This window comes from Staphylococcus borealis, assembly GCF_001224225.1.
GTDB lineage: Bacteria > Bacillota > Bacilli > Staphylococcales > Staphylococcaceae > Staphylococcus > Staphylococcus borealis.
Genome location: NZ_CUEE01000001.1, coordinates 126,853 through 149,933 on the forward strand (window position 1 = coordinate 126,853; position 23,081 = coordinate 149,933).

Sequence of the window (23,081 nt, forward strand, 5' to 3'; positions counted from 1 at the left end):
TCTTACACCACAATGTAATGCATCGTTAATGTTACGTTATACTTTTGCTTACCCTTTTCAAATTAATTTAAGACATTAAAAATTGTTTTCAATCATATAAAAATAATTCAAGACTATTACATTTTAATGATATTTAAAATGGACAATTTATTTATACCCTTGTAATATGTATAATATTAAAGAAAGAGTTTTTACGGTTACCCTAATGGAGGTTACATAAATGAAGACGAATCGTATATCAGGATTTCAATGGGCGTTAACAATATTCGTATTCTTCGTAGTTACGATGGCGCTATCATTAATCCTACGAGATTTCCAAGCAACAGTAGGTATCAAACGTTTTGTATTTGATCTTACTGACCTTGCACCGTTTATCGCAGCAGTTGTTTGTATTATTGCATTTAAAGATAAACGTGCTCAATTAGCTGGATTAAAATTTTCAGTTGATATCAGAGTTATTGAACGTATATTACTAGCACTGATTTTACCGCTAGTGATTTTCATGATTGGCATGTTTAGTTTTAATACTTTTGCTGATAGTTTTATTTTATTACAAGCAACTGATTTATCTGTATCAGTGACAACAATCATTATCGGTCATCTTTTAATGGCATTTTTTGCGGAATTTGGATTCCGTTCATATTTACAAAATATTGTTGAAAATAAAGTGAATACATTTTTTGCTTCAATCATTGTTGGTTTAATTTATTCTATTTGGGCAGCAAATACAACTTACGGAATGGAATATGCAGGATATCACTTCTTATATACATTCATGTTCTCAATGATTATCGGTGAATTAATTCGTGCAACAAAAGGACGTACAATCTATATTGCAGTTGTATTCCATGCCGCAATGACATTTGCGCAAGTATTCTTATTTAGTGAAGAAACTGGTGACTTGTTCTCAATGAAAGTTATTGCTTTGAGTACAACATTAGTGGGTATTATCTTTATCATTTTAAGTTTAATCATTAGATTTATTGTATATAAAACAACAAATCGTTCACTAGATGAAGTCGAACCTAACAATTATTTAGATCATGTGAATGATGACGACATTACAGACTCAGATAGTGAAGATGTAACTGATGACACAAGTGCTGACAAAGAAGACAACAAGACCACTCATCTTAACAACGATGACAGTGTAAGTCACGCATCACAGTCTGAGACATCTTCAAGTATTTCAGATGTAGAACTTAAAGAGAATACGGCTTATAAAGAAGAAAGACGTTCATCTGTTGTTGATGATGCCAAAGATGAAATCGACCATGTAAATGACACAGCGAATCATAAAACGGATAAGTAAAGCTTATACACCTTGTGATTTCTTATAAAGACTCACAAGATATTTAAAAAGCCTAGGACATAATTAATATGATGGTGCTATTTTGCAAATTCGCAGTAGCTGACTGAACTGAAAATGCAATTAAATCAAGCTTTTTTCAGTTCTAGTCATCCTTGCGGGGGTGGGACGACGAATTTTAAAAGAATTCTGTCCCACTCCCTTTATTTATAATTTTAACCCCATCTTGTGTACCAACAATCACTTGATCAGTAATATTTAAAAAATATCCTGTTTCCAAGACACCAGTTAAATGAATTAAATAATCATGAAATGTAAATGGATCAATCTGTTTATTTAATTGACAGTCTAAAATATAATTCCCATTATCAGTAATAAATGGTACATCATCACTCATACGACGCTCTGTCACGACATCTTCATACATTTCAATTTTTTTAGCAATATGTAACCAATTAAATTTATCTACTTCGACTGGTAGTTTAAAACCTTCACCCAAATAATTAACGAGTTTGCTTTCATCCGCTAAAACTACAAATCGATGCGCCATTTCATCAATTACTTTTTCACGAAATAAGGCACCGCCGCCACCTTTAATTAAATTAAGGTTAGGATCAACTTCATCAGCGCCATCTATAGCCAAGTCAACGTGATTAACATCATTGATATCAACAATATGGATATCTAACTTCTTCGCAATTAATGCACTTTTATTAGAGGTACACACACCAGTAATATTTAATTGTTCATTATGAATTCTTTCAGCAATCTTTGGGATAAGCAATTCTATTGTGCTCCCCGTACCAATGCCTAGTATCATATTGTCTTTAATTTGAGCTACAGCATCATCTACTGTCATGAATTTAAGTTCTTTAGCATCTTTCATCTTAACTGTGACCCCTTTTCAATTATACTCAACTATTATTTTACATGACGTTGAAACAAATACCTAGTTCAATATGAGAAATTCTTTTATCATTTTTCTTATCTTTTAATTGTGAGTATAGTAAAATTTTGCTTATTAACTTTATCTGGGGGAGAAGACAATGATTTCAGTCTATGCAATTTCAGTAGGCAAAATTGAACAATTAGATTACGGACAAAAAAGAGAAATGCGATCAGCTTTAAACAAGTCACCTTTTTCAGGAAAGATGTGGTTATCCAAAACTGGCTTTGCAGAAGATGAACAAGCGTACAAAGACCATGGTGGGCCTCATAAAGCAGTATGTTGCTTTAGCAAATCGCATTATAACATGTACAAATATGCGTTGGACACAGTTCCAGATTATGCAATGTTTGGTGAAAATTTAACAGTAGAAGACTTAGATGAAGCAGATGTCTATTTTGGAAATCAATATCAATTAGGTGAAGCAGTGATTGAGGTATCCGAAATTAGAGAACCGTGTTGGAAGATTCAAACTAAGTATGGCATTACAGATTTGGTTAAACGAATGACTTTGAGTGGTAAAACTGGCTTTTACTTTCGAGTCATACAAGAAGGCTATGTAGACCAAGATGATGATTTAAAATTAATCCATTTAGCAGATGAAACAACACGACTCTCTGTACAAGAACTGAATGAAATTTATTATAACGACCGCAAAAACGTCAATCGATTGCGTTATGCGTTACAAAATCCATATTTAAGTGAAACTCGTATAGCTAAATTGCAAAAGTTATATCATCATGCGCTTAAAACAACTTCATAAACGACTAGTAAGGGACAGAGGAAGAAATACGATTTTCACAAAATTTATTTCTTCCTCTGTCCCTTACTATTTTTATATTATTTTTCTGCTACGTGATACATTGTCTTAGCGTAAAATGTGTCATTCGCTTTTAAAATAGATTGTGCTTTATTACCATACACATTAATATCATTAGGTAAAAATTGTGTTTCTAGAGATACACCTGAGTGCGCTTTATAAATATTAAAATCACTATCCCAACTTGTCGTATCATTAAACGTAAAGATGACGACATTCGGCATTGTTGTAGTAACATCTAATAAGAACTCATCATTCTCAATGAAAAATTGCTTGTTTCCAACATCGAATGGATGATCCAACCCATTTCTTGCATCAACCTGTTCTTTCAATTGGGCATTGTCTGAGTTAAAAATATCACTAAACGAAATGCAATTTGATTTAAATATTGTTACTAAATCAATTGGACTTGTGCTTGTAATTAAATTATGACTGTCAACTGGATACATATTTAATTGTTCACTCTTAATCTTGTGATTATCTATAACATTGTTATCTCTATTTAAATTGAAATAGACGTGATTCGTTGGATTAAATAGTGTATCTTGATTCGATTGTGCCTCATATTCTACTGTCCATCGGTGTTCTACATCATATGTGTGAATCACTTTAATAAACATATCTCCTGGGTACCCATCTTCCATAGACTTATGTTGAACAGTAAAGGTAATCTTTATATTTGTAATGTTATCTTGGATGTCGTAATTAAAAAGTCTTTGATCTAAACCATTACTGCCACCATGAAGGTGATGCAGGTGATTATTAGCTTCAAGTTGATATGTTTCACCATTTAAATTAAAACTGGCATTACCAATACGACCTGCATAGCGACCAATTGTGGCACCAAAATGAAAAGGATTAGATGGATAAAATTCATCCGCTTCAACTTTATTGCCTAAAACGATGTTGTTATCATGGTATTTCCACGAAACGACACGCGCACCAAAGTTGGTGAATACAATATTCGTTTCATCGTTATCAATTTTGATTAAGTCAATACCATGTCTTTGCTTTTCTACTTCAACTATCATTACTTACGTCTCCCTCTTAAACACGCTTAATCAGGTTCTGTTCGGTAATATCATAACGCATACACCGATTATACAGATGCATGCCCCAATTAGATCATACTTATCAGGTGCTTGTTTATCGACAATGTATGCCCATATTAAGCTCATTACAATAAACACGCCACCATAAGCAGCATAAACACGACCGAAAGTTGGAAACGACTGGAATGTTGCAATGACACCATACATCATTAATATAACGCCACCAATAAATCCCAACCAACTTGATTGTCCTTCCCTTAACCACAACCAAATTAGATAGCCACCACCAATTTCACAGAGACCTGCTAATAAAAAGATAAAGATTGAATAAAGCATAGAAATGACCTCCAACGATTACTAAAGTTAGCCTCATTGTATCAATCAAATCATACCTTTATCTATTTAAATTTTAAGCACTGACTTTTCCACATACATATTGTTACACTTTTTTTATTAATATTCCATAGATTTTATATAAATTAAAAAATGAAAACGCTATCTATTAGAAATTTAATAGATAGCGTTTAATGGCTATTTTATTCATCATGCAACTTACATAAGTGCTTCGTCTTAACTTTGACAATAAACAATAGAATGACACTATATATGAGTGCTATGATAGCGACTAAAGGGAAACGATGCATGGCGAATTCAATAATGACATCAATCACACTCACAATGCTTAATCCTATCATTATCCAATTAAAATTTGTCGCATGGACATTTAATATGACAAATTTTTGTTGTTCATCAGCATATCTATAATTGGGGATTAAATTCAATATGCCTCTTGGTGTAGCGCCACGATTCTCTAAGTTTGGTGTGTTCATATCTGTATATTTAATACGTTTATCATCAAACATACATAATGCAACTATGACACCGACACCAATGATTAGCCAACTTGGTTTAAATACCCACTCATAATGATTCGTATGATTAAGGTTCGGCGTTAAAATATTAGCGACAACAATTAAATATATTATCCATACGGTGAGATAAATAATTCTTTTTAATTTGGAATAATGATTCAGTTTTGATTTGTCACTAAAATCATGTACATAAATATGAATGTCATCTACGGTTTCTGAATGAATCGTTAATTTACACACGATAACGATTAAAAGAAATACACTACCAATAAAAAAATGGTGAAAGAAACTCACGTTGCAAATCATTAAACATTGCGAATATAGCAATAGCGCATAAGAAATTTAAACTTACAATGCCAAGTTTTGCTTTCAATGTTATGATTTGTTCTTTCAAAGCGTCATTATCTTTAATCTTCCTCACCCTCCCAGAATAAATCATTTAAAGTCACTTCTAGTGTTTTAGCGATATTAATACATAATTTTAATGACGGATTATATTTGTCATTCTCTATCATATTGATGGTTTGACGTGATACACCAACCGAACGTGCAAGTTCTAGTTGAGAGATTTTCTTTACACCTCGATATACTTTCACTTTATTCATTGTTCCACACTTCTTTCAACATCCCATATTCATCATCATAACGATTTAACAGGCTAATAGTCAATTATATATGACATATATATTAAGTCATTTCATTATTCGTTCACTTCAATTATAATGGCTATCATAATATATTGTCATTGTGTTATACCAGTCAAAACTTTAGATTTATGATATACATGCATTCGTTATTACAAGAAAGAAGGTGAATTTGTGGATTTTGTATCAAAACCGACGATAGAAACTGCTAAAGCGTTACTCGGTGTCAAAGTCATCTATCAAGACGAATTTCAAATGTATAGTGGCTATATAGTCGAAACTGAGGCTTATTTAGGATTTTCAGATCGTGCTGCTCACGGGTTTGGCGGGAGACAAACACCGAAAGTAACGTCACTCTACAAAAAAGGTGGTACCATTTATGGACATGTGATGCATACGCACTTATTGATAAACTTCGTAACACGAAATGAAGGTGTCCCTGAAGGTGTATTGATTCGTGCTATTGAACCTTTAGACGGCATTGAAGCGATGAAGCAGAATCGTAATAAATCAGGATATGACTTAACGAATGGTCCAGGTAAATGGACAAAGGCCTTTAATATCCCTAGGGCAATTGATGGTGCCACATTGAATGATTGTCGTTTATCTATAGATACGAAACATCGTAAATACCCAAGAGACATTGTGGAAAGTGCTCGAATTGGCATACCCAATAAAGGCGATTGGACAACTAAACCGTTACGATACACCGTCAAAGGCAACCCTTTCGTTTCACATATGCGTAAATCAGACTGTTCCAACCCCGATGAAACTTGGAAATAAATAAAGCTAATACGCATTATTTTTGCTCTAGAAATGTGACTTGTACGTCAGATTCTAGAGCATTTTTTACAAAATAATATTAATTGTAATCACTTTAAAAATTAATATTAGGATTATTTTTTTATACTTTTTTAAACTTATTAAAAGTTCTTATTATACAAAAATCATAATTACTATCCTAGAAATCTATATTTTTTATATGTATAATGTTATATATGGGGATTTATAGCGCTTACATCAAGTGCTATTTATTTTTTAAATCGTTTCTTAAGGGGGCTATAAAAATGGAATTAGATGCAGTCACAACATTATGTCTCGCCTGTCTGTTATTTTTATTAGGTGAATTTATCGTCAAACACGTTTCATTTTTACAAAGAATTTGTATACCACCTCCCGTAATAGGAGGCTTATTATTTGCAATTCTAGTTGCGATCTTAGATACATTCAATATTATTCAAATTAAATTAGATGCTAGCTTTATTCAAGATTTCTTCATGATGGTGTTCTTTACTACCATTGGCTTAGGTGCATCATTCAAATTATTTAAAATTGGTGGAAAGGTATTAATATTATATTTTGTATGCTGTGCTTTTCTAGCAATATGCCAAAACTTCATTGGTATCTCATTAGCTAAAGTATTACATATTAAACCATTATTAGGTTTAACTGCAGGTTCAATGTCAATGGAAGGTGGGCATGGTAATGCTGCCGCTTATGGTAAAACATTAGAAGAAAGTTTTAATATCGATTCAGCTGTTACAGCAGCACTTGCTGCAGCAACTTTAGGTTTAGTATTTGGCGGATTAGTGGGTGGACCTTTAGTAAAAGCACTCATTAAACGCTATAATTTAAAACCAGAAAATAGTGACGATACGTTTAAAGATTATAGTAAAGTTGAATCAAATGAAGTCCTGCACGGCAAATACGAACCAACGCAAGTATTCTTTATTCAATTAACCATTATTGCAGTATGTATGTCTGTAGGAACTTGGATAGGCGATCAATTTTCAAATTTAACTGGTCAAAGTTTACCTATGTATGTCGGTTCTATGTTTGTAGCCGTAGCAATTCGTAACATATCAGAATATGCGAACCTACAACTCATTGATTTAAAACTCAATGACCAAATTGGTGATGTGGCATTAGGATTATTCTTATCATTAGCATTGATGAGTATTCAACTTACGCAAGTATATTCTCTCGCATTACCACTTATCGCCATCGTCTTAGTCCAAGTGGTATTTATTTCGTTATTTGCATTCTTTATTTTATTTAGAGTGCTTGGTAAAGACTATGATGCTGCAGTCATGGCCGGTGGTTTTATTGGTCATGGTTTAGGTGCCACACCAAATGCAATGGCGAACCTAGATGTGATCACTAAGAAATATGGTAGTTCACCTAAATCCTATTTAGTCGTGCCAATTGTTGGGGCCTTCTTAATTGACCTAGCTGGCGTACCAATCGTCATGGGCTTTATCAATATTTTTGGAAATTAAAATTGATGTTTACACTATCTAAAAAGCAAGTTGAGCATTTGTACGCTCAACTTGCTTTTTTGTATTATCTGATATTAATTATTTTAGATTATCCTCGATGAATGTCTAAACCACGTTGGTCTATCCATGACATTAACTTCTGATCGAATACTAACTTACTTTGTTTTAATTCGCTAATATCTCTTGCATCTAACATCGTCATTATTGATTTCGTATGTGCAATAAATGATTCAACATATTCAATCGTTGTCGTAATGCCGCCATTTTCAACTTGGTTTAAAAATGGTCGAGACATCCCTACTGCTTTCGCACCTAAAGCCAAACTCTTAACGACATCTAATGGTGTTCGTACACCACCACTAGCAAAGATATTGAGTGAATCTTGATAAGCCGAACTTTCTAGTAAAGACTCAACGGTTGACTGTCCCCAATTTGCAAGATAGTCCATATCTTTGTTTGTGCGACGTTCATTTTCGATTGTGACAAAGTTCGTTCCACCTTTACCACTTACATCAACATAAGTCACACCTACATCAATTAAGTCTTTGTATAATTCTTTACTCATTCCGAAGCCAACTTCTTTAATAATGACCGGCACATCTACACGTTGAACGATAGAGGCTACATTATCTAACCATGTTGAAAATTCTCGGTTTCCTTCAGGCATAACGAGTTCTTGCGGTGCATTAACATGTATTTGTAGCGCTTGAGCATCTAATAATTTCACCGCTTCAACTGCTTTATCTACAGGAACATCTGCACCAACATTACTAAAAATAGTACCTTCTGGGTTGGTTTGACGTGCAATACTAAACGATTCAGCCATTTTAGGATTTCTTAACGCAGCATGTGTTGACCCTACTGCCATCGCTAATCCAGTTTCTCGAGCCACGATTGCAAGTTTCTCATTAATTTGTTTCGTCCATTCACTACCACCAGTCATCGCATTAATATAAATTGGATACGTCATATCAAAATCCGTCGTGTGACTTGTTAAGTCCACATCATTTACATTAATACTAGGGATTGAATGATGTACAAATCGCACTCGATCAAAGTCTGATTGCGGTGCATCACTTTGAGCCATTGCTATTTCGACATGTTCATTTTTCCTCTGTTCTCTTTGAAAATCACTCATCTTTGTACCTACCTTTACTTTAAATAATAAAATTTCAAATTATATTAGAACCATTTTTTTCTTTTGAAAAAGATAATCAATGCGATAGCTATAATTAACATGACCACCATACAAATAGGATAACTATAGTGCCATTTAAGTTCTGGCATGTACTCGAAATTCATGCCATATACACCTGCAATAAATGTTAAAGGAGAGAAAATAACTGACACTAACGTAAGTACTTGCATAATACTGTTCATTCTAAATGATGAATAAGATTCGAAGTTCTCTCTTATTTCATTAGCCATCTCTTGTGATGTTCTGATGATATTATTCTGTTTAATAAGATGGTCGTCGATATGTTGAATATACATTGAATGCTTACTATCTACAATTAAATTACCTTCTGTTTTAATGGTATTTACCAATTCTTGCATAGGGAACAATACCCTCTTAATCTTGATTAAATCGGATTTAATTTGAAAGACATTATCCATAATCTTTTTACTTTGAGTGTCATCTACATGCGCGTCTTCAAAGTTATACGTTTTATCTTCAATTGTATATACGAACTCAAAATATTTATCTACCATCATATCTAATATATGTATCACTATATCTGCACAATCTAAGTCAGGATCATGGTGATGTGCGTTCATCTTTGCCACTTCATTTAATGATTCGAAATGTTTATGATGATACGTAACCAGTACTTTCTCATTTAGAAATACATTCAAAGAGATTGGAGAAAAATCATCTCTGTACATGCTATGAAAGACTAAATATTGATATGATTCATAGGATTTATATTTTACACGTGGTACACCAGTAATGGCATCCTCTAACTCTAGATAGTTAAATTCAAATTGACTGACTAAGTAATCATTCTCTGCTTGTGTTGCATTTTCAAAATCGAACCAAACAATTGTTGCTGCTTCAGGAATATCGTCAACACTGTCAACTTGTGTAAGTGATTGATTTTTAGTTTGATATCGAATCGTCATTGTCATTGTTACATTTACCTCCTGCATGACCATACGTCTTTCATTCTACCATGAATTAAATCATGTGTATGTGTTAATTTTATTTAGTAAAATAGAAGCATCCATATATGAGTGAGGTCTGATAAGATGAGCAATCCATTAGTTATTAACAATGTTGTACATGCATCTCAAATTGATCATAACAATCATATGCATGATTCAGAATATAATAAAACATTTAGTGCAGCTATAAACGAATTTAATTACACACATGGACTCTCTTTAGAAGAACGTGAAATCCTTCATTACACGATGTTTACATTAGAAGAACATACGACGTATCTTGTAGAGTTGTCCCTTGATTCCACTTATCGAATCGAAGTTTATATTTATGACTATGACTATAAACGTGTGCATTTCTTTTTAATGCTTTATAACAATAAGGATGAGTTAGCTGCAACGAACGAAGTCATTATGATGGGGATTGATACTAACAAACGCAAGTCAGCACCGTTTCCAACCGACTATCACCAAAATATTGCGCGTTATTATCAACAACAAGGTACGATCGATTGGCCTAAACAATTGGGTCATCAAATTGGCATACCTAAAAAGGAGAACTAAAATATGGGACAAACATTCCGCAATCAACTATTAGAATTATTATATGATTTAAACGATGATTTAAAAGTAAATTTAATCACACTCAATACGACAAAACAATTATTTATGAACGGTCCAAGTCAAGAATTACTGAAAAGAGCATTTAATATAAGTTATCATCAAGGACAAAAGCAAGCAATTGAAGCTCTACGAAATATCACTGAAGCGGAAAATGATGATCAACACTTACAACATTTTGTGCATCGTTATATCAATGAATTCACTGATGCTTCTTTAAATTTAAATGCATTATCGGAACAACAACTGGCATCACAAACAGATTTAGCCCAAGTGATAGATAACCATTATCATCACTTAGGCCAAAAACAAATCATGACTCAAGTACAGCACTTGTTTAAACAGTATTAATGTACATAGATACGAATAATTTATGATATAGAAATAGAGTAGCGCATAGGACAACATTCTTTTTAAATTCGTCGTCCACTCCCATTCTGCTTTGTTTGTAAAATTGCTTGGTGAAACGCTCTTTGCTGGAGTCCCTCATGCAAAGCATACCAGTGTAAACGCATACTGAATTTGCTTGCCTTATTAATTCAGTCGATGACGACGCATTTGCTACGTTGCCCATATGATGTTGAGGATTTCAAACGCTAAACGTTATTTAATTTAATACCCATTATACGTCAATCGTTTTAGCGATTTGTTTAATTACTTTGTGAGATTCATGTATAGGAAATAATGGGAAATCATGGAACATTTTAGGATATTCAAAGAATTGAACAGATTGGCCATTGTCCTCCATATTATAGACAAAACGTTTCATATCTGGATAATAAATTTCTCTGCCACCACCAAATAGCACAACTGGTGGTAAATCTTGAAGTTGTCCATAAATAGGTGAAATTAATGGATTAGCCAAGGCTTCCCCTTGCGTCCATACATTGAATATGCGATGTAAACCATCTCTATTTACGAATCGATCTTTATTCATTAAATCCTCAGTAATTTCTGGGTTAGTTAGTGTCGCATCTAACATTGGCGACAGTAGATATACTTTATTAGGTAGTGGTTGCTTTTTAGCTACAAGTTGTTGAACGTAGCTTAAAGCTAAAGCGCCTCCTGTACCATCGCCCATAATGACAATGTGTTTTGCATCTACTTCTTCTAATAAAGACTGATACACAGCATCTATCGCATTAAATGTGTCATCCATATGGTGTTCTGGCGTTTTAGGATAAATAGGCAGTACGACTTCATACAATGTACTTAGTGTAAGTTTATCCATAAATCTCCAATGAAATGGAGAGGGTTGTAGTGTATTATAACCACCATGAATATAAAGTATTTTCTTTTTTGTTTCATGGCGGAAGTTGAATCTAAATACTTGCATCTCATCGAGTGACAACTTATCTAAATTAGACTTAACATTTAAACTTGAAGGTTGTTTATGTTTAGCTTGATTAATGTCTTTTCTCTTGTCCATAAACGTATCAAAATCCGAATCATTATCAAACAATATTGAGCGGTTGTGCAGTAAGTATCGATTGATGATTCGATTAACCATGTGTGATCTCATAAAATTCTACCTTCCTTAATTAATAATAAATTACTTAAACGTTATTACATTAAGCTCAAAAAACGATATAATTGAAATTATGTTCTAAAAATTCTCGATTAATTATTTAATATAATATTGTTATTTGCATATTAAATTCAGTATAAATTAGTCAAACTTAGAAAACAATGAATTATAGTAAAGGAGTTAGAAAAGTGTCAGAAAGAAAAACAATCCAATATAATGATAGACCACCTATTCATAATCAATATTATCCTCGTTCTCATCGTCACAATCGAAAAAGAAGATCTTGGGTGAGTTTGATGATTCAAATGATTATTTTCGTATTAGTAGCTATCACTGGTTATAGTATGTATAAACAGCCTATCTTCAATTTAGCCTTTGCCAACCAACCTATTAGTTATGCTCAAATCAAAGATTTTCAAAATACGGTTACACAAATAGGCGCACTTAACATTAATTTAAGTCAATTAACCAATTTAGAAGACATAGCCAATCGCCTTGTATTAGTATTTAATGTATTTTTTATTTTAGCAATTGTAAGTTTGATCATCACTGCTTTAACGATAATCTTTAATCGAACTTTACTAAAGATTTTTAATTTTATTATTATTTCTATTATGCTCATAATGTCCATTTATTTTGGTTATGCCATACAAGTAATTGGTCAACGTATTGCAGATAAATTACAAAGTTTTTCTTTGAATGTTTCAGCAAACCAAATTATTAATGAAGCTGACGCCATTCATAATGCGCTTATTTTATTAGTATGTAGTTTAGCATTATTAATAATTAGTTTCTTTTTTAGAAATCGTAAAACAAATCATTACACTATTAAATAATCTCTCTTATGCCATTGTCGACGTTAAACTCAAGTCACAATGGCTTTTATTGTTGTAATAAAAAAAGTATCGATCACACTTATCAAAGTGTACCGATACTTTAAAAATAATGTCCCCCAACATCATTTTATTTAAATTTTTTACTTTCCGCATGCATCATTCTTTCATGTTCTGCATCAGCGCCTTTTTTGCCTTTTAAGAATAAACTTAAAACAAATGCTAAGAAAGCTAATCCAGTCGCAATCCAGAATGCATCGTTAATGCCTTCGATATATGCAAGCTGGTTAACATATTTCAAGATAGCTTGTAATGCTTCAGATTGACCGCCATATTGTGCCGCCATTTGACGTACATGATCTTGAATCACAGGGTTTGTTTTATCTAATTCATCTGCAAACGCACCAACATGATTTGTTGTTTGCGTTGTCATAACAGTAACAAGAATCGCCGTACCAATTGAACCTGCTAATTGTCTCATTGTATTAAGGAATGCGTTACCGTGAGAGATTAGTCTTGGTGGCAGTGCGTTAATCGCTGCTGTCATAAGTGGCATCATAACGAATGCCATACCAAATGATCGAATAACATAAATACTCATAATATGAAGATATGGTGTATCCATATTTAATTTAGTAAGTTCCCATGTTCCATAAGTCATTACTGCTATACCGAATAATGCTAATGGTTTTAAACCGATTGTATCAAGTAGCTTACCAGTAATTGGGCCTAAGATACCCATTACTAACGAACCAGGAAGTAATAATAATCCTGAATCTAGTGCTGAGAAGCCACGTAAGTTTTGTAAGTAAATTGGTAATAAAATCATACCACCGAATAAACTCATCATTACAACCATATTAATAATAGTTGTAAGTGTAAATGTTGATGATTTCAAAACTTCAAGGTTTAACATTGGTGCTCTCATTGTTAATTCACGAATAACGAATGCAACAATAAATATTACACCAATAATAAACATAATTACAATTTCAGTTGAACCCCAGCCTTTATTTCCGGCTTCACTGAAACCATATAATAATGCACCAAATCCAATCGTACTATAAACAATACCTTGATAGTCGGCTCTTGGATTTGTTGTTTTTTGGTACAGTCTGAACCAGAAGTAACCAAAAATCATTGCTGCAATACCTAGGAAGAACATACCATAGAACATAACATTCCAATGATAGTTTTGTACGATATAACCTGATAACGTAGGTCCAATTGCTGGTGCCAATATCATTGCTATACCCATTGTTCCCATTGCAACCCCACGTTTTTCTGGTGGGAAGATTGTAACGATGACGTTAGAACCTAATGGCATTAATACACCAGCACCAATGGCTTGAAGTACACGTCCACCCATCATCATTGGGAAGTTATTCGAAAGTGCACAGACTAAAGACCCAATCGTGAATAATAAAAGTGCAATAATAAATAACTTACGATACGAATATTTATTAAATAAGAATGCACTAATCGGGATTAAAATACCATTAACTAACATGAAACCTGTCATCAACCATTGTCCAGTTGATGCCGAAATATTAAATTCTGTATTGATTTTAGGCAATGCAACGTTAAGTAATGTTTGGTTTAAGATGGCAATAAACATACCAAACAACATTGCAGCTAAAATTTTATTTCTTGTAATCCCTTTTCCAAACACAAAATCTTCTTTTTGTTTTTTGATGCGTTCGTTGACGCGTCCTTCTTGAGAAGCGGGATTAATCGGTTCATAAATTGAATCTTTTGGTAGATGTTGATTATTTACATCATCATCTTGTTTATCATCCTCAGTAGCATCATCAGAATAATGTAAGGAATGTGATGCTTGCTTTTGCTCAGGATGTATTTGCTCTGAGGCATGATCTTGTTCATTCTCGAAATGATCTTTGCGTTTATCATTTTCAATGTGTCGATCTTCTGTGTTTAAGTGACGGAGTTGATGATCATCATGGTGAGCATCTTGCGTACGTTCTGACGCTTGATCTCGGTCTAAGTCACTGATTTTAAATTTAGATGGATTACTTTGACTTTTAGATTCTTCATTTACGTGTTGTCCCTTAGTTTGGTTCTTACGTTTCTTGCGTGATTTCAACACAAGAACGTTAACTAAACCAACTAAAATGACCGCTAAAACAATATATCCAACAATGAAGGTCGTTGTCATTCTATGACCCCCTTAGTTTTTATGAATTTTAACTTCAGCGTTCATTCCAGGAACAACATTTTTAGATGGTGCAGAATCTAAAGAAATTTTAACTGGTACTACTTGTGATACTTTAGTGTAGTTACCGTCAGTGTTAGATGATGGCATTAATGAGAAGCTAGCTGCAGTCGCTTGGCCTACTTCTTCAACTTTACCGTCAATATCAGAATCTTGACCGTCAATAGTTACATCAACTTTGTCGCCTTTTTCTACACTGCTAACATCTTTTTCGTCAATATTTGCTGTAATATATAAATCATCTAAATTGTAAGCATAAGCAATTGGTGAACCTGCTTGTGCAACTGAACCTTCCATACCACTTGTTTTAACGATTGTACCGTTTTGTGGCATTTTGATATCCATAGTTTGTGACTCACCACTTTGGCTTTGACCACTCACTTCTGCTACTTTGTCACCTTTTTTAAGTTTGTCCCCTTGTTTTGCATCAAGAGATTTAATTTGACCTGAAGTTGGACTAGAGATTTGAATTTGATCTCCATCAACTTTGGCATTATCAGTTGTTACATAACTTGTAGCATTATGATATAAGTAGAAACCTACGATACCGACTACAACAAGAACAACGATAGTGATGATATTAATTAACACCATTTTTTTCATTGAACATTTCCTCCTATTTGCTTTTCAAAATCACTTTTAATATTATAAAGACATATACATAAAAATAACACCAACAATTATCGCTAAATTGTCGGCTATGTGAAGTTATAGATAAATTAGGTGACACGATGAAACAAAATGCTAAATATAAAATAATCAAAAGCTTAATCGATTTATTAGAAATTCATCCCATTGAAGATATATCCATCAAGATGATTTGTGCAAATAGTAATGTCAATCGCTCAACTTTCTATGATCACTTTCAAGATAAATATGATTTGCTATCTAAAATTCAAAATTATCATTTAAATAAATATGAACATCTACTAAACGCATTTTCTTTTAACTTCGATAACATTAAAAAGAACCCTGAGAAAGTTTATAAATTCTTTCATATTATTTTAAAATATATTTATAGAAAGAAAGCATTTTACCATGCCATTTTTATTTCTCATCCAAACAAAGCATTAGTAATGGAATATATTGAGATTACGAAACAATATTACACAAACATTTTAGGAGAAAATCATACAACCATTCAAAATGTCCCCTTCTTTATTACATACACAATGAGTGGGCAAATCGGTGTAATATTAAATTGGTTACGATTAGGGTGTCAAGAAAGTCCTGATGAAGTCGCAAGTGCGTTACTTGCTAACACGTTAAAAGTTCAAAGATAGTCATATTGAAGTTTAAAAGTCAATATCAAACAAAGTAGCCAATAAATGAAAGGTTCATTCATTTATTGGCTACTTTGTTTATGCTTTATCATGTTTAAACACTTTAACATTTAATAATTGTAAAATGATAAGTAAAATGGCTGTGAGGCTAATTATAATAATGTACGGCATACTATTATATTCACCTTTTAAATTAACAAGCGGTGTGACAAGTCCGCCTAATAACGATTGCAATAATCCTAATAAACTTGATGCACTTCCGCTTCCAGTCGTACGCTCTTCCATTGCAATTGAAAATCCTAAAGTTGCTACACCGGTTACTGGGGCAACTAATACAATAAACCCTATAACTAACAATGCAAAATGCCAGTGATTCAACAATGTTAGTGACACGATAACGACGCCTAAAATTTGAACAGCTGTAAATGCACGTAACAATGCTTGTGGATGAAAATAGTCTACCAGTTTACCTGCAATTTGACTTGCAATGATGAGTGTAATGCCTATGCCAGCAAACATCCAACTGAAATGTAATGGTGAAACACCATATATTTTTTGAACTAAAAATGGCGACGCTGATATATAACTAAATAACATAATAAATGTAACACCTTGTATTAACATTGGTAACACAAATCGAGGTGTCGTAAGTAAACTTTTAAAATTACTAAAAATGACTTTAACTCCACTACTATCACGCTGGGCTACTGATAAAGATTCAGGGACTTTAAATACTGAGCCTAGTACCATTAACACACCAAATATCGTTAAAATGACAAATACCATTCGCCAAACAGCAAAACTTAAGATTAATCCTCCTAAAGCCGGTGCTATTACAGGTGCGACACCATTAACAAGCATGAGTAACGCTAAAAACTTCGTCAGTTCGTTCCCACGATACATGTCACTCGCAACGGCTCTTGATATAACCGCGCCAGCACCACCTGTAAATCCTTGAACAAATCTTAGAAATACCATAACCCAAATATTCTCAACGAATACTATACCCAAACTTGCTAAAGCGAATACAACCATAGAAATAACTAATGGTTTCTTACGTCCCATACTATCAGATATAGGACCTACAAATAAGTTACCTAATCCTAAACCTATCATAAATAACGATAGTGTAAGTTGTGCATTAGCTGTCGTCGTATTAAAATCATTCTTTAATTCAGGTAGTCCTGGTAAAAACATATCTATCGATAAGGCACCTATGGCAGTTAAAGCACCTAATATAATAATAAATAAGGGTGAATGTTTTCTTTGGTTTTGCTCTATATCCATTAACGTATCCCACCTTTGTAGGTTTCATATTTTCTATGTATTAAAAAAAGAACGAGCGGGCGTAGGACGGAATGATTTATTCAATTCGTTGTCCCACCCCAGCTTGCGTTGCTTATAGCATTTCTTAATGACATGCTTTTTAGTAATCCCCGCATGCAACTATGATTAAAACTGAGAAAAGCTTGATTGAAGCATTTTCTCAGTTTAGTCAGTAACACTTGGTATCGTTCAATTTATTTTGAATCAACGAGTTGAAGATTCCCGGTATGATGATCCTCAGTTAATTCATAATCCGTAATTTCATATTGACCATTACTATTCAGATGCTGCACTTTAGTGTTAATCGTGTTACCTTGTTGACTGGCACTAATAATTTGAGGATTTATGAAAGCAGCTGAATGATTTAAATTATTTTCTATCATTTTATAGATGCTGGATTTATCTTTTAAAAATGTGCTTACTAAATTAAAGTTACCTTGAGAAATAGCGCTATTTAGTGTTAAAGAATAATTGTTAAAGAAATGACTCAATTTTGTTTTCAAGCTATTTTCTTCGGCTTCTTTTTCTTCAATATAATCACTAATCTCTTCATCATCAAACTCTAATACTGCACTATTAATATTACCTAAGTCTCTTGCTTTAATTGTTTTAGTCTCTGTACGGAATGTTTTTCCTTTAGCCTTTCCTAAGGCAGATACGGTCACATCTTTCGTTTGAGGATACGGTCCATACTCTCTAGATCGACTGTATTTCATTTGTTTATCATTAATTTCAACTTTTAGTGAGTTTTTATCTAAGTCACTTTTTCCTTTTAATTTTACGGTTAATAGTGCCTCATTGAAATTTTCATTTACTTCAACTGTGTTTCCTTTACCATATCTAAAATCAAATTTAAGCTGACCGCTAAATGTGCCATACTCTGTTTCCTTTTTAGCATCAATAGAATATATGCCTGGAATATATCTACCAAGTGACGTTGTTTTATTGGCATCAGCAATAACAGTTTTCTTTTTACCGCCATCTTTGAACTCATATTTCGTATCAAGCTTAGGTTTAACAATTGCTTGTTTTGTTGGTGCGGTGTAACTCATATTATCAAATATGAGTAATCGAGTTCCGTTTTTACTCACACGTAAGTAATTATTACCCGCACGTGTTTTTAAATTAATTGCCTCTTTGGAATCACTTTTATTTAATGTTTCAACAGTTGATCTAATATCATGTGCAAATTTTTTCATACCGACTTCACTTCTAATGTAGTCAATATAGACGCTCGCTTCATCCGAATCGATATGAGAATTTTTAGAACTTAATAACGTTGCGACCTTTTGTGAATCATTATTATCAATAGCATTAACTAAAATTTTAGTTTGCGCGTCAGGCGTGTTATAATTCCTTACCAATAAAAATACAATGACGAGCAATATAACAATAAATGCAACGATTGCCCACGGAATAAACTTTCTAATCTTAATATTTGATGTGTTGGTTTGAGGGGTATGGATTTGCTTGTCTTTGCTGTCTGATTTTTTATATTTCTTCCCACAATTAGGACACTTGTTCAGGCTATTATTGTCAATTTTCTGTCCACATTTCGGACATGTACTCATTTAGTCACCAACTTCCCCACTACTATATTAAATTTAACGATTGATATTGTACGTTCAAGTTAAGAATATGATATCTATTATATAATAATCGGTCTAAAGCTTCATACTAATTTAAACTTTTGAATTAAATTTTTTTACTCTTTCATCTATTATATATAATACACTTAACGCTTTCTCAATATCTTTACTTGATAAGTCTGCCACCATATCACTGACAATGTCACTAACAATTTCATTATTTTCTTCAGTATATTGACGACCTTTGTCTGTTAAAACAACATATTTCAGGCGTTGATCAATATTGGTATTAGATTTTTGTAATGCTACGAAGCCACTGTCAATGAGTTTCTTGATACGTCTACTCACCGCTGCTTTATTAACACCTTGCTTCTCAGTTATTTCTGTAATTGATAATGCATGATGATGGCTTAGTAATCTGAGTACATTGGATTGTTCCATTGAAATGCCATACTTACTTTGTTGATCTTTTTAATAGCTTGGCGGTTAAAGTATTGGTATCATCGATGAATTGTTTCATAAATTCGATGTGGTTTCTAGAAATTCTGCTCATTGCTTTACTCCTTGTTAATTAGTCATCCATTACGTTTATACATACTCTGTTAAATCATATCAATAAACAATTCTCTTGAAAACCTCATTCCGTGGTTAATAGTTGCTAAATGGTAAGTGGTTCGATTACATTTATATATATAAAGAAATTCGAGGTACTTCCTATGTTCGCAATTATTTTAGCTCTCATTGTGTTATGTATTGTAGTAGGTGTATTATTCAATGTTAAACAACTTTTAAATTTAACAACATTTATAATAACTGTCATATTGTGCATGATGATTACCGTCATAAATGTATTAACAATGACATTACCTACTACACTCATACTACTTATGATTATTACTACGCTTGGTTTACTACTGAAACATTATCATCTTTTTACATTTAAAAAAGGAAAAACATTTTTAAATAAAATGATGAAACATTTCATATTAGGTGTACTATTCACGGCGATTCTTGCATACCTTAGCACGATGCCTATTCCAATCATCAATGGCATCTTCCTATGGCTTACGATGATTGCTATAAGCACATGTTATGCATTCTTACTCTATATGGCTTGGTCTTCGGCTTTAGGTCGTATAACCACGCAAAATCAATACGCGTTAATTATGGTATTGGGTGCTGGTATATTCACAAAGAACGTTACACCGATGTTAGCTGATAGATTAAATCGTGCACTAAGTGTTTATCATCAACAAAAAGGGACATGCAACGTGCTTGTGAGCGGTGGCCAAGGACCTGATGAACCAATATCTGAAGCATTGGCGATGAAACATTATTTAATTGACCACGGGGTTCCTGAGTCTAATATTATCCTAGAGGATCAATCAACCAATACCTTTGAAAACTTTTATTATTCTAAAAGAATCATACGTAATCTATATAAACATCGTCCTAGTATACTTTGTGTCACAAGCCAATTTCATATTTTACGTGGCATGAGATTTGCACAAATAAATCAAATGAAAGTCGATGGTATCGGAAGTCATACACCCTATCATTTCTTTAATATCGCATTAATTAGAGATTTCTTAGCGCTTATGTATCAATATAAACTACTCTTAACCATTTACTTTGCAATTTTATTTTTTGCATCAATTTATATCTTATTTTAAAACATAAAGATGGGAGTTGGATAGAATTCTATATGAATTCATCATCCAACTCCCAATTGGTTATGCTTGCAACATCGTTTGATGACATACGTTAGTCGTGCTCGCTTCTTATCTAACTATTATCATACGATTTACTTTACACAACGATTAACTTCTACAATATTTGTACTTTTTACAACTCTATTTTACCATCTTCTATTTTAATCACTCTATCTGCATATTCAAATAATCTTTTATCATGCGTAATCATAATACCAATCATATCTTTGGTTTGAACTTGAGATTTAATCATTTGAACAACAGATGTCGCTCTATCTGCATCTAAACTTGCTGTCGGTTCATCCGCTAATATAATTTTAGGTTCATTCATAAAGGCCCTCATAATCGCCACACGTTGTTTTTCTCCTCCAGATAACAAATGTGGATAAACAGCTTGACGATGACTCAAGCCTATTTCATTGAGTAGTCTCTGCGCTTTCTCTTTAGCCTCTTTACGTTTACTTCCCGCTTCTTTAGCTACAATCGTTAATTGTTCCTCCACAGTTAAATAAGGTACGAGATGCGATGATTGAAAGATAAATCCAATATCATTTAGTCTTAGACTGGTTTGATCTACATCATTAGAGAATAATTGCTTATCATTATATAAAATATCTCCACTTGAAGGACTTAATAATCCCCCTAAAATATTTAGAAGTGTTGATTTACCTGAACCAGATGCGCCACTGAGAATAATAAACTCGCCTTGATTGACCTCAAAGTTAATCCCTTTTAACACTTCTGTTTGAGCATCTCCACTACCAAATGTTTTAGTAATTTGATTAAGTTGTAATGTCATTATTCCATACCTCCAATTGCCTCTATCGGATCTACTCTTAGTACTTTTATAAAGGATAGTAATGCACCTATTAATCCTACGATTAGAAATACGGCAATCATTAATAATACCTGACTATAATTTAAATAAAATGGCATTGTCACTGGCATAACCGTATTCAAAATAAGTATGACAATAAATGCTAAAATAACACCAACCATTGTTGTTAAAACAATTTGTAGTAAAAGTGCAGTTAATAAATGTTTGGTCTTAATACCAATAGCTTTTAGAATACCTATTTGAGGGATCTTTTGAATCGTCATCACATAAAAGAATGCACTTAATACGATAGCTGTAATAACAAATAAGCTAATAATCATTAAATTAAGTGGCATTTGCTCTGCCTGGTAACTAGCAATGTTATCTGTTAACGTCTTTTCGTCCACTACTTTTATGCCGTCTATTTGATTAAGTGACGCTTTGTCATCTTTATTTATATTTTCAACAGGGTAGAATGTTGATACTTGCTTATTTATTGATTCAAACGCTTCTTTATTCATTAATATCATTGAACTATGGGAATACATGGTTTCGTTCATTATCCCGCTTATTTTATAACGCGTGTCATGCCCTTTAAATGAAACGTAATCTCCAACTTTCAAATCATTTCCAGTTAATTTTTCACTTATAGCGATTTCATCTTGTTGAGTTGGATAGCTACCAGTTATAAGTTTTGGCTTAAGATGTTTTGGTGTATTAAATGTAATAACATCTTGCTCATCTTGATTGATTTTAAGTGTTTGTGTGCCTATTTGTGTGGCATCTTGATGAATGATATCTTCTATTTTATCTTTCTGAGACTGGTTCATCTGTGAACTTTCTAACTTAGGCTCTTTATTATCTTCAACAATATAATGTTCTGCCGGCATATTGTTTAAATATGATATATTTTCTCGTGCTAATCCTTGAGCTAATCCGCTAATAAATAGAACCATACTTCCTAATAAAAAGATGATTAACATGATTAATGTGTAACGAAATTTATAAAATTTTATTTCTTTCCATGCTAAATTCATACTTACTACCTCCCACT

The 23,081-nt window shown here is 32.9% G+C and carries 23 protein-coding genes and 1 pseudogene; 9 read left to right on the forward strand and 15 right to left on the reverse strand.

From position 1 onward, the window contains the following. The first annotated feature begins 220 nt into the window (after positions 1-220). Positions 221-1,312 carry a peptidoglycan release complex CPBP-like subunit SdpC gene (gene sdpC / locus AK212_RS00705; RefSeq protein WP_053028624.1) on the forward strand — a complete coding sequence of 364 codons (1,092 nt, stop codon included), beginning with the start codon at positions 221-223 and terminating at the stop codon, positions 1,310-1,312. Positions 1,313-1,487: 175 nt separating this feature from the next. On the opposite strand, the gene AK212_RS00710 is transcribed toward sdpC, so the two are convergent. Continuing rightward, entirely contained in the window at positions 1,488-2,195 is a 708-nt protein-coding gene (locus AK212_RS00710) for a ribose 5-phosphate isomerase A (RefSeq protein WP_053028625.1), read from the reverse strand. A 160-nt stretch (positions 2,196-2,355) separates the two neighbouring features. Here AK212_RS00710 and AK212_RS00715 point away from each other — a divergent pair, with 160 nt between their 5' ends. Then, on the forward strand, positions 2,356-3,018 hold the full coding sequence (locus tag AK212_RS00715) for an MOSC domain-containing protein (RefSeq protein ID WP_053028626.1): 663 nt from the start codon (positions 2,356-2,358) through the stop codon (positions 3,016-3,018). Positions 3,019-3,095: 77 nt separating this feature from the next. On the opposite strand, the gene AK212_RS00720 is transcribed toward AK212_RS00715, so the two are convergent. The 4 genes from AK212_RS00720 to AK212_RS00735 form a co-directional block, all read right to left on the reverse strand. After that, complete coding sequence (locus AK212_RS00720) at positions 3,096-4,106, reverse strand: aldose epimerase family protein (RefSeq protein WP_053028627.1); 1,011 nt, start codon at positions 4,104-4,106, stop codon at positions 3,096-3,098. 30 nt (positions 4,107-4,136) lie between these two features. Then, a complete protein-coding gene (locus AK212_RS00725; protein ID WP_053028628.1) occupies positions 4,137-4,463 on the reverse strand; it encodes a YnfA family protein in 327 nt (108 codons plus the stop codon). A gap of 200 nt (positions 4,464-4,663) precedes the next feature. Continuing rightward, positions 4,664-5,293, reverse strand: coding sequence for a hypothetical protein (locus AK212_RS00730; RefSeq protein WP_244881395.1), 630 nt, complete (start codon positions 5,291-5,293; stop codon positions 4,664-4,666). A 113-nt stretch (positions 5,294-5,406) separates the two neighbouring features. Continuing rightward, positions 5,407-5,604, reverse strand: coding sequence for a helix-turn-helix transcriptional regulator (locus tag AK212_RS00735; RefSeq protein ID WP_053028629.1), 198 nt, complete (start codon positions 5,602-5,604; stop codon positions 5,407-5,409). 213 nt (positions 5,605-5,817) lie between these two features. Here AK212_RS00735 and AK212_RS00740 point away from each other — a divergent pair, with 213 nt between their 5' ends. Together AK212_RS00740 and gltS are read left to right on the forward strand one after the other, a co-directional pair. Further along, positions 5,818-6,426 (forward strand): DNA-3-methyladenine glycosylase, encoded by a 609-nt coding sequence (locus tag AK212_RS00740; RefSeq protein ID WP_053028630.1) that lies wholly within the window; start codon positions 5,818-5,820, stop codon positions 6,424-6,426. A gap of 284 nt (positions 6,427-6,710) precedes the next feature. Next, positions 6,711-7,922 (forward strand): sodium/glutamate symporter, encoded by a 1,212-nt coding sequence (gltS, locus tag AK212_RS00745; protein ID WP_053028631.1) that lies wholly within the window; start codon positions 6,711-6,713, stop codon positions 7,920-7,922. A gap of 88 nt (positions 7,923-8,010) precedes the next feature. Here gltS and fni read toward each other — a convergent pair whose 3' ends face one another. Together fni and corA are read right to left on the reverse strand one after the other, a co-directional pair. After that, positions 8,011-9,060: a type 2 isopentenyl-diphosphate Delta-isomerase gene (gene fni / locus AK212_RS00750; RefSeq protein ID WP_053028632.1), complete on the reverse strand. Its 1,050-nt coding sequence runs from the start codon at positions 9,058-9,060 to the stop codon at positions 8,011-8,013. 44 nt (positions 9,061-9,104) lie between these two features. Further along, the gene (corA, locus tag AK212_RS00755) at positions 9,105-10,052 is read right to left on the reverse strand and encodes a magnesium/cobalt transporter CorA (RefSeq protein ID WP_053028633.1); all 948 of its coding nucleotides are present in this window, start codon (positions 10,050-10,052) and stop codon (positions 9,105-9,107) included. 120 nt (positions 10,053-10,172) lie between these two features. On the opposite strand from corA, the gene AK212_RS00760 reads away from it, so the two are divergent. Both AK212_RS00760 and AK212_RS00765 read left to right on the forward strand, forming a co-directional pair. Continuing rightward, complete coding sequence (locus tag AK212_RS00760) at positions 10,173-10,649, forward strand: thioesterase family protein (protein ID WP_053028634.1); 477 nt, start codon at positions 10,173-10,175, stop codon at positions 10,647-10,649. Positions 10,650-10,652: 3 nt separating this feature from the next. Further along, the gene (locus AK212_RS00765) at positions 10,653-11,057 is read left to right on the forward strand and encodes a hypothetical protein (protein ID WP_053028635.1); all 405 of its coding nucleotides are present in this window, start codon (positions 10,653-10,655) and stop codon (positions 11,055-11,057) included. Between the two features lie 271 nt (positions 11,058-11,328). Here the strand turns inward: AK212_RS00765 and AK212_RS00770 are convergent, their stop codons facing one another. Next, on the reverse strand, positions 11,329-12,228 hold the full coding sequence (locus AK212_RS00770) for an alpha/beta hydrolase fold domain-containing protein (protein ID WP_053028636.1): 900 nt from the start codon (positions 12,226-12,228) through the stop codon (positions 11,329-11,331). Between the two features lie 194 nt (positions 12,229-12,422). On the opposite strand from AK212_RS00770, the gene AK212_RS00775 reads away from it, so the two are divergent. Further along, a complete protein-coding gene (locus tag AK212_RS00775; protein WP_053028637.1) occupies positions 12,423-13,070 on the forward strand; it encodes a hypothetical protein in 648 nt (215 codons plus the stop codon). 127 nt (positions 13,071-13,197) lie between these two features. Here AK212_RS00775 and AK212_RS00780 read toward each other — a convergent pair whose 3' ends face one another. Next, positions 13,198-15,243 (reverse strand): DHA2 family efflux MFS transporter permease subunit, encoded by a 2,046-nt coding sequence (locus AK212_RS00780; RefSeq protein WP_053028638.1) that lies wholly within the window; start codon positions 15,241-15,243, stop codon positions 13,198-13,200. Positions 15,244-15,255: 12 nt separating this feature from the next. Then, the gene (locus tag AK212_RS00785; protein WP_053028639.1) at positions 15,256-15,903 is read right to left on the reverse strand and encodes an HlyD family secretion protein; all 648 of its coding nucleotides are present in this window, start codon (positions 15,901-15,903) and stop codon (positions 15,256-15,258) included. A 128-nt stretch (positions 15,904-16,031) separates the two neighbouring features. On the opposite strand from AK212_RS00785, the gene AK212_RS00790 reads away from it, so the two are divergent. Continuing rightward, the gene (locus AK212_RS00790) at positions 16,032-16,583 is read left to right on the forward strand and encodes a TetR/AcrR family transcriptional regulator (RefSeq protein ID WP_053028640.1); all 552 of its coding nucleotides are present in this window, start codon (positions 16,032-16,034) and stop codon (positions 16,581-16,583) included. Positions 16,584-16,661: 78 nt separating this feature from the next. On the opposite strand, the gene tcaB is transcribed toward AK212_RS00790, so the two are convergent. From tcaB to tcaR, 3 genes and pseudogenes are all read right to left on the reverse strand, one after another. Then, positions 16,662-17,870, reverse strand: coding sequence for a putative multidrug effflux MFS transporter TcaB (tcaB, locus tag AK212_RS00795; RefSeq protein ID WP_053028641.1), 1,209 nt, complete (start codon positions 17,868-17,870; stop codon positions 16,662-16,664). Between the two features lie 233 nt (positions 17,871-18,103). Continuing rightward, positions 18,104-19,480, reverse strand: coding sequence for a membrane-associated protein TcaA (gene tcaA / locus AK212_RS00800; protein WP_053028642.1), 1,377 nt, complete (start codon positions 19,478-19,480; stop codon positions 18,104-18,106). A 111-nt stretch (positions 19,481-19,591) separates the two neighbouring features. Next, a pseudogene (gene tcaR / locus AK212_RS00805) lies at positions 19,592-20,051 on the reverse strand (MarR family transcriptional regulator TcaR). A gap of 163 nt (positions 20,052-20,214) precedes the next feature. On the opposite strand from tcaR, the gene AK212_RS00810 reads away from it, so the two are divergent. Further along, entirely contained in the window at positions 20,215-21,171 is a 957-nt protein-coding gene (locus AK212_RS00810) for a YdcF family protein (protein ID WP_053028643.1), read from the forward strand. A 172-nt stretch (positions 21,172-21,343) separates the two neighbouring features. Here AK212_RS00810 and AK212_RS00815 read toward each other — a convergent pair whose 3' ends face one another. Continuing rightward, positions 21,344-22,009 (reverse strand): ABC transporter ATP-binding protein, encoded by a 666-nt coding sequence (locus AK212_RS00815; RefSeq protein ID WP_053028644.1) that lies wholly within the window; start codon positions 22,007-22,009, stop codon positions 21,344-21,346. After that, positions 22,009-23,064, reverse strand: coding sequence for an ABC transporter permease (locus AK212_RS00820; RefSeq protein ID WP_053028645.1), 1,056 nt, complete (start codon positions 23,062-23,064; stop codon positions 22,009-22,011). Before AK212_RS00820 ends, AK212_RS00815 begins: the two co-directional genes overlap by 1 nt. Positions 23,065-23,081 lie beyond the last annotated feature (17 nt).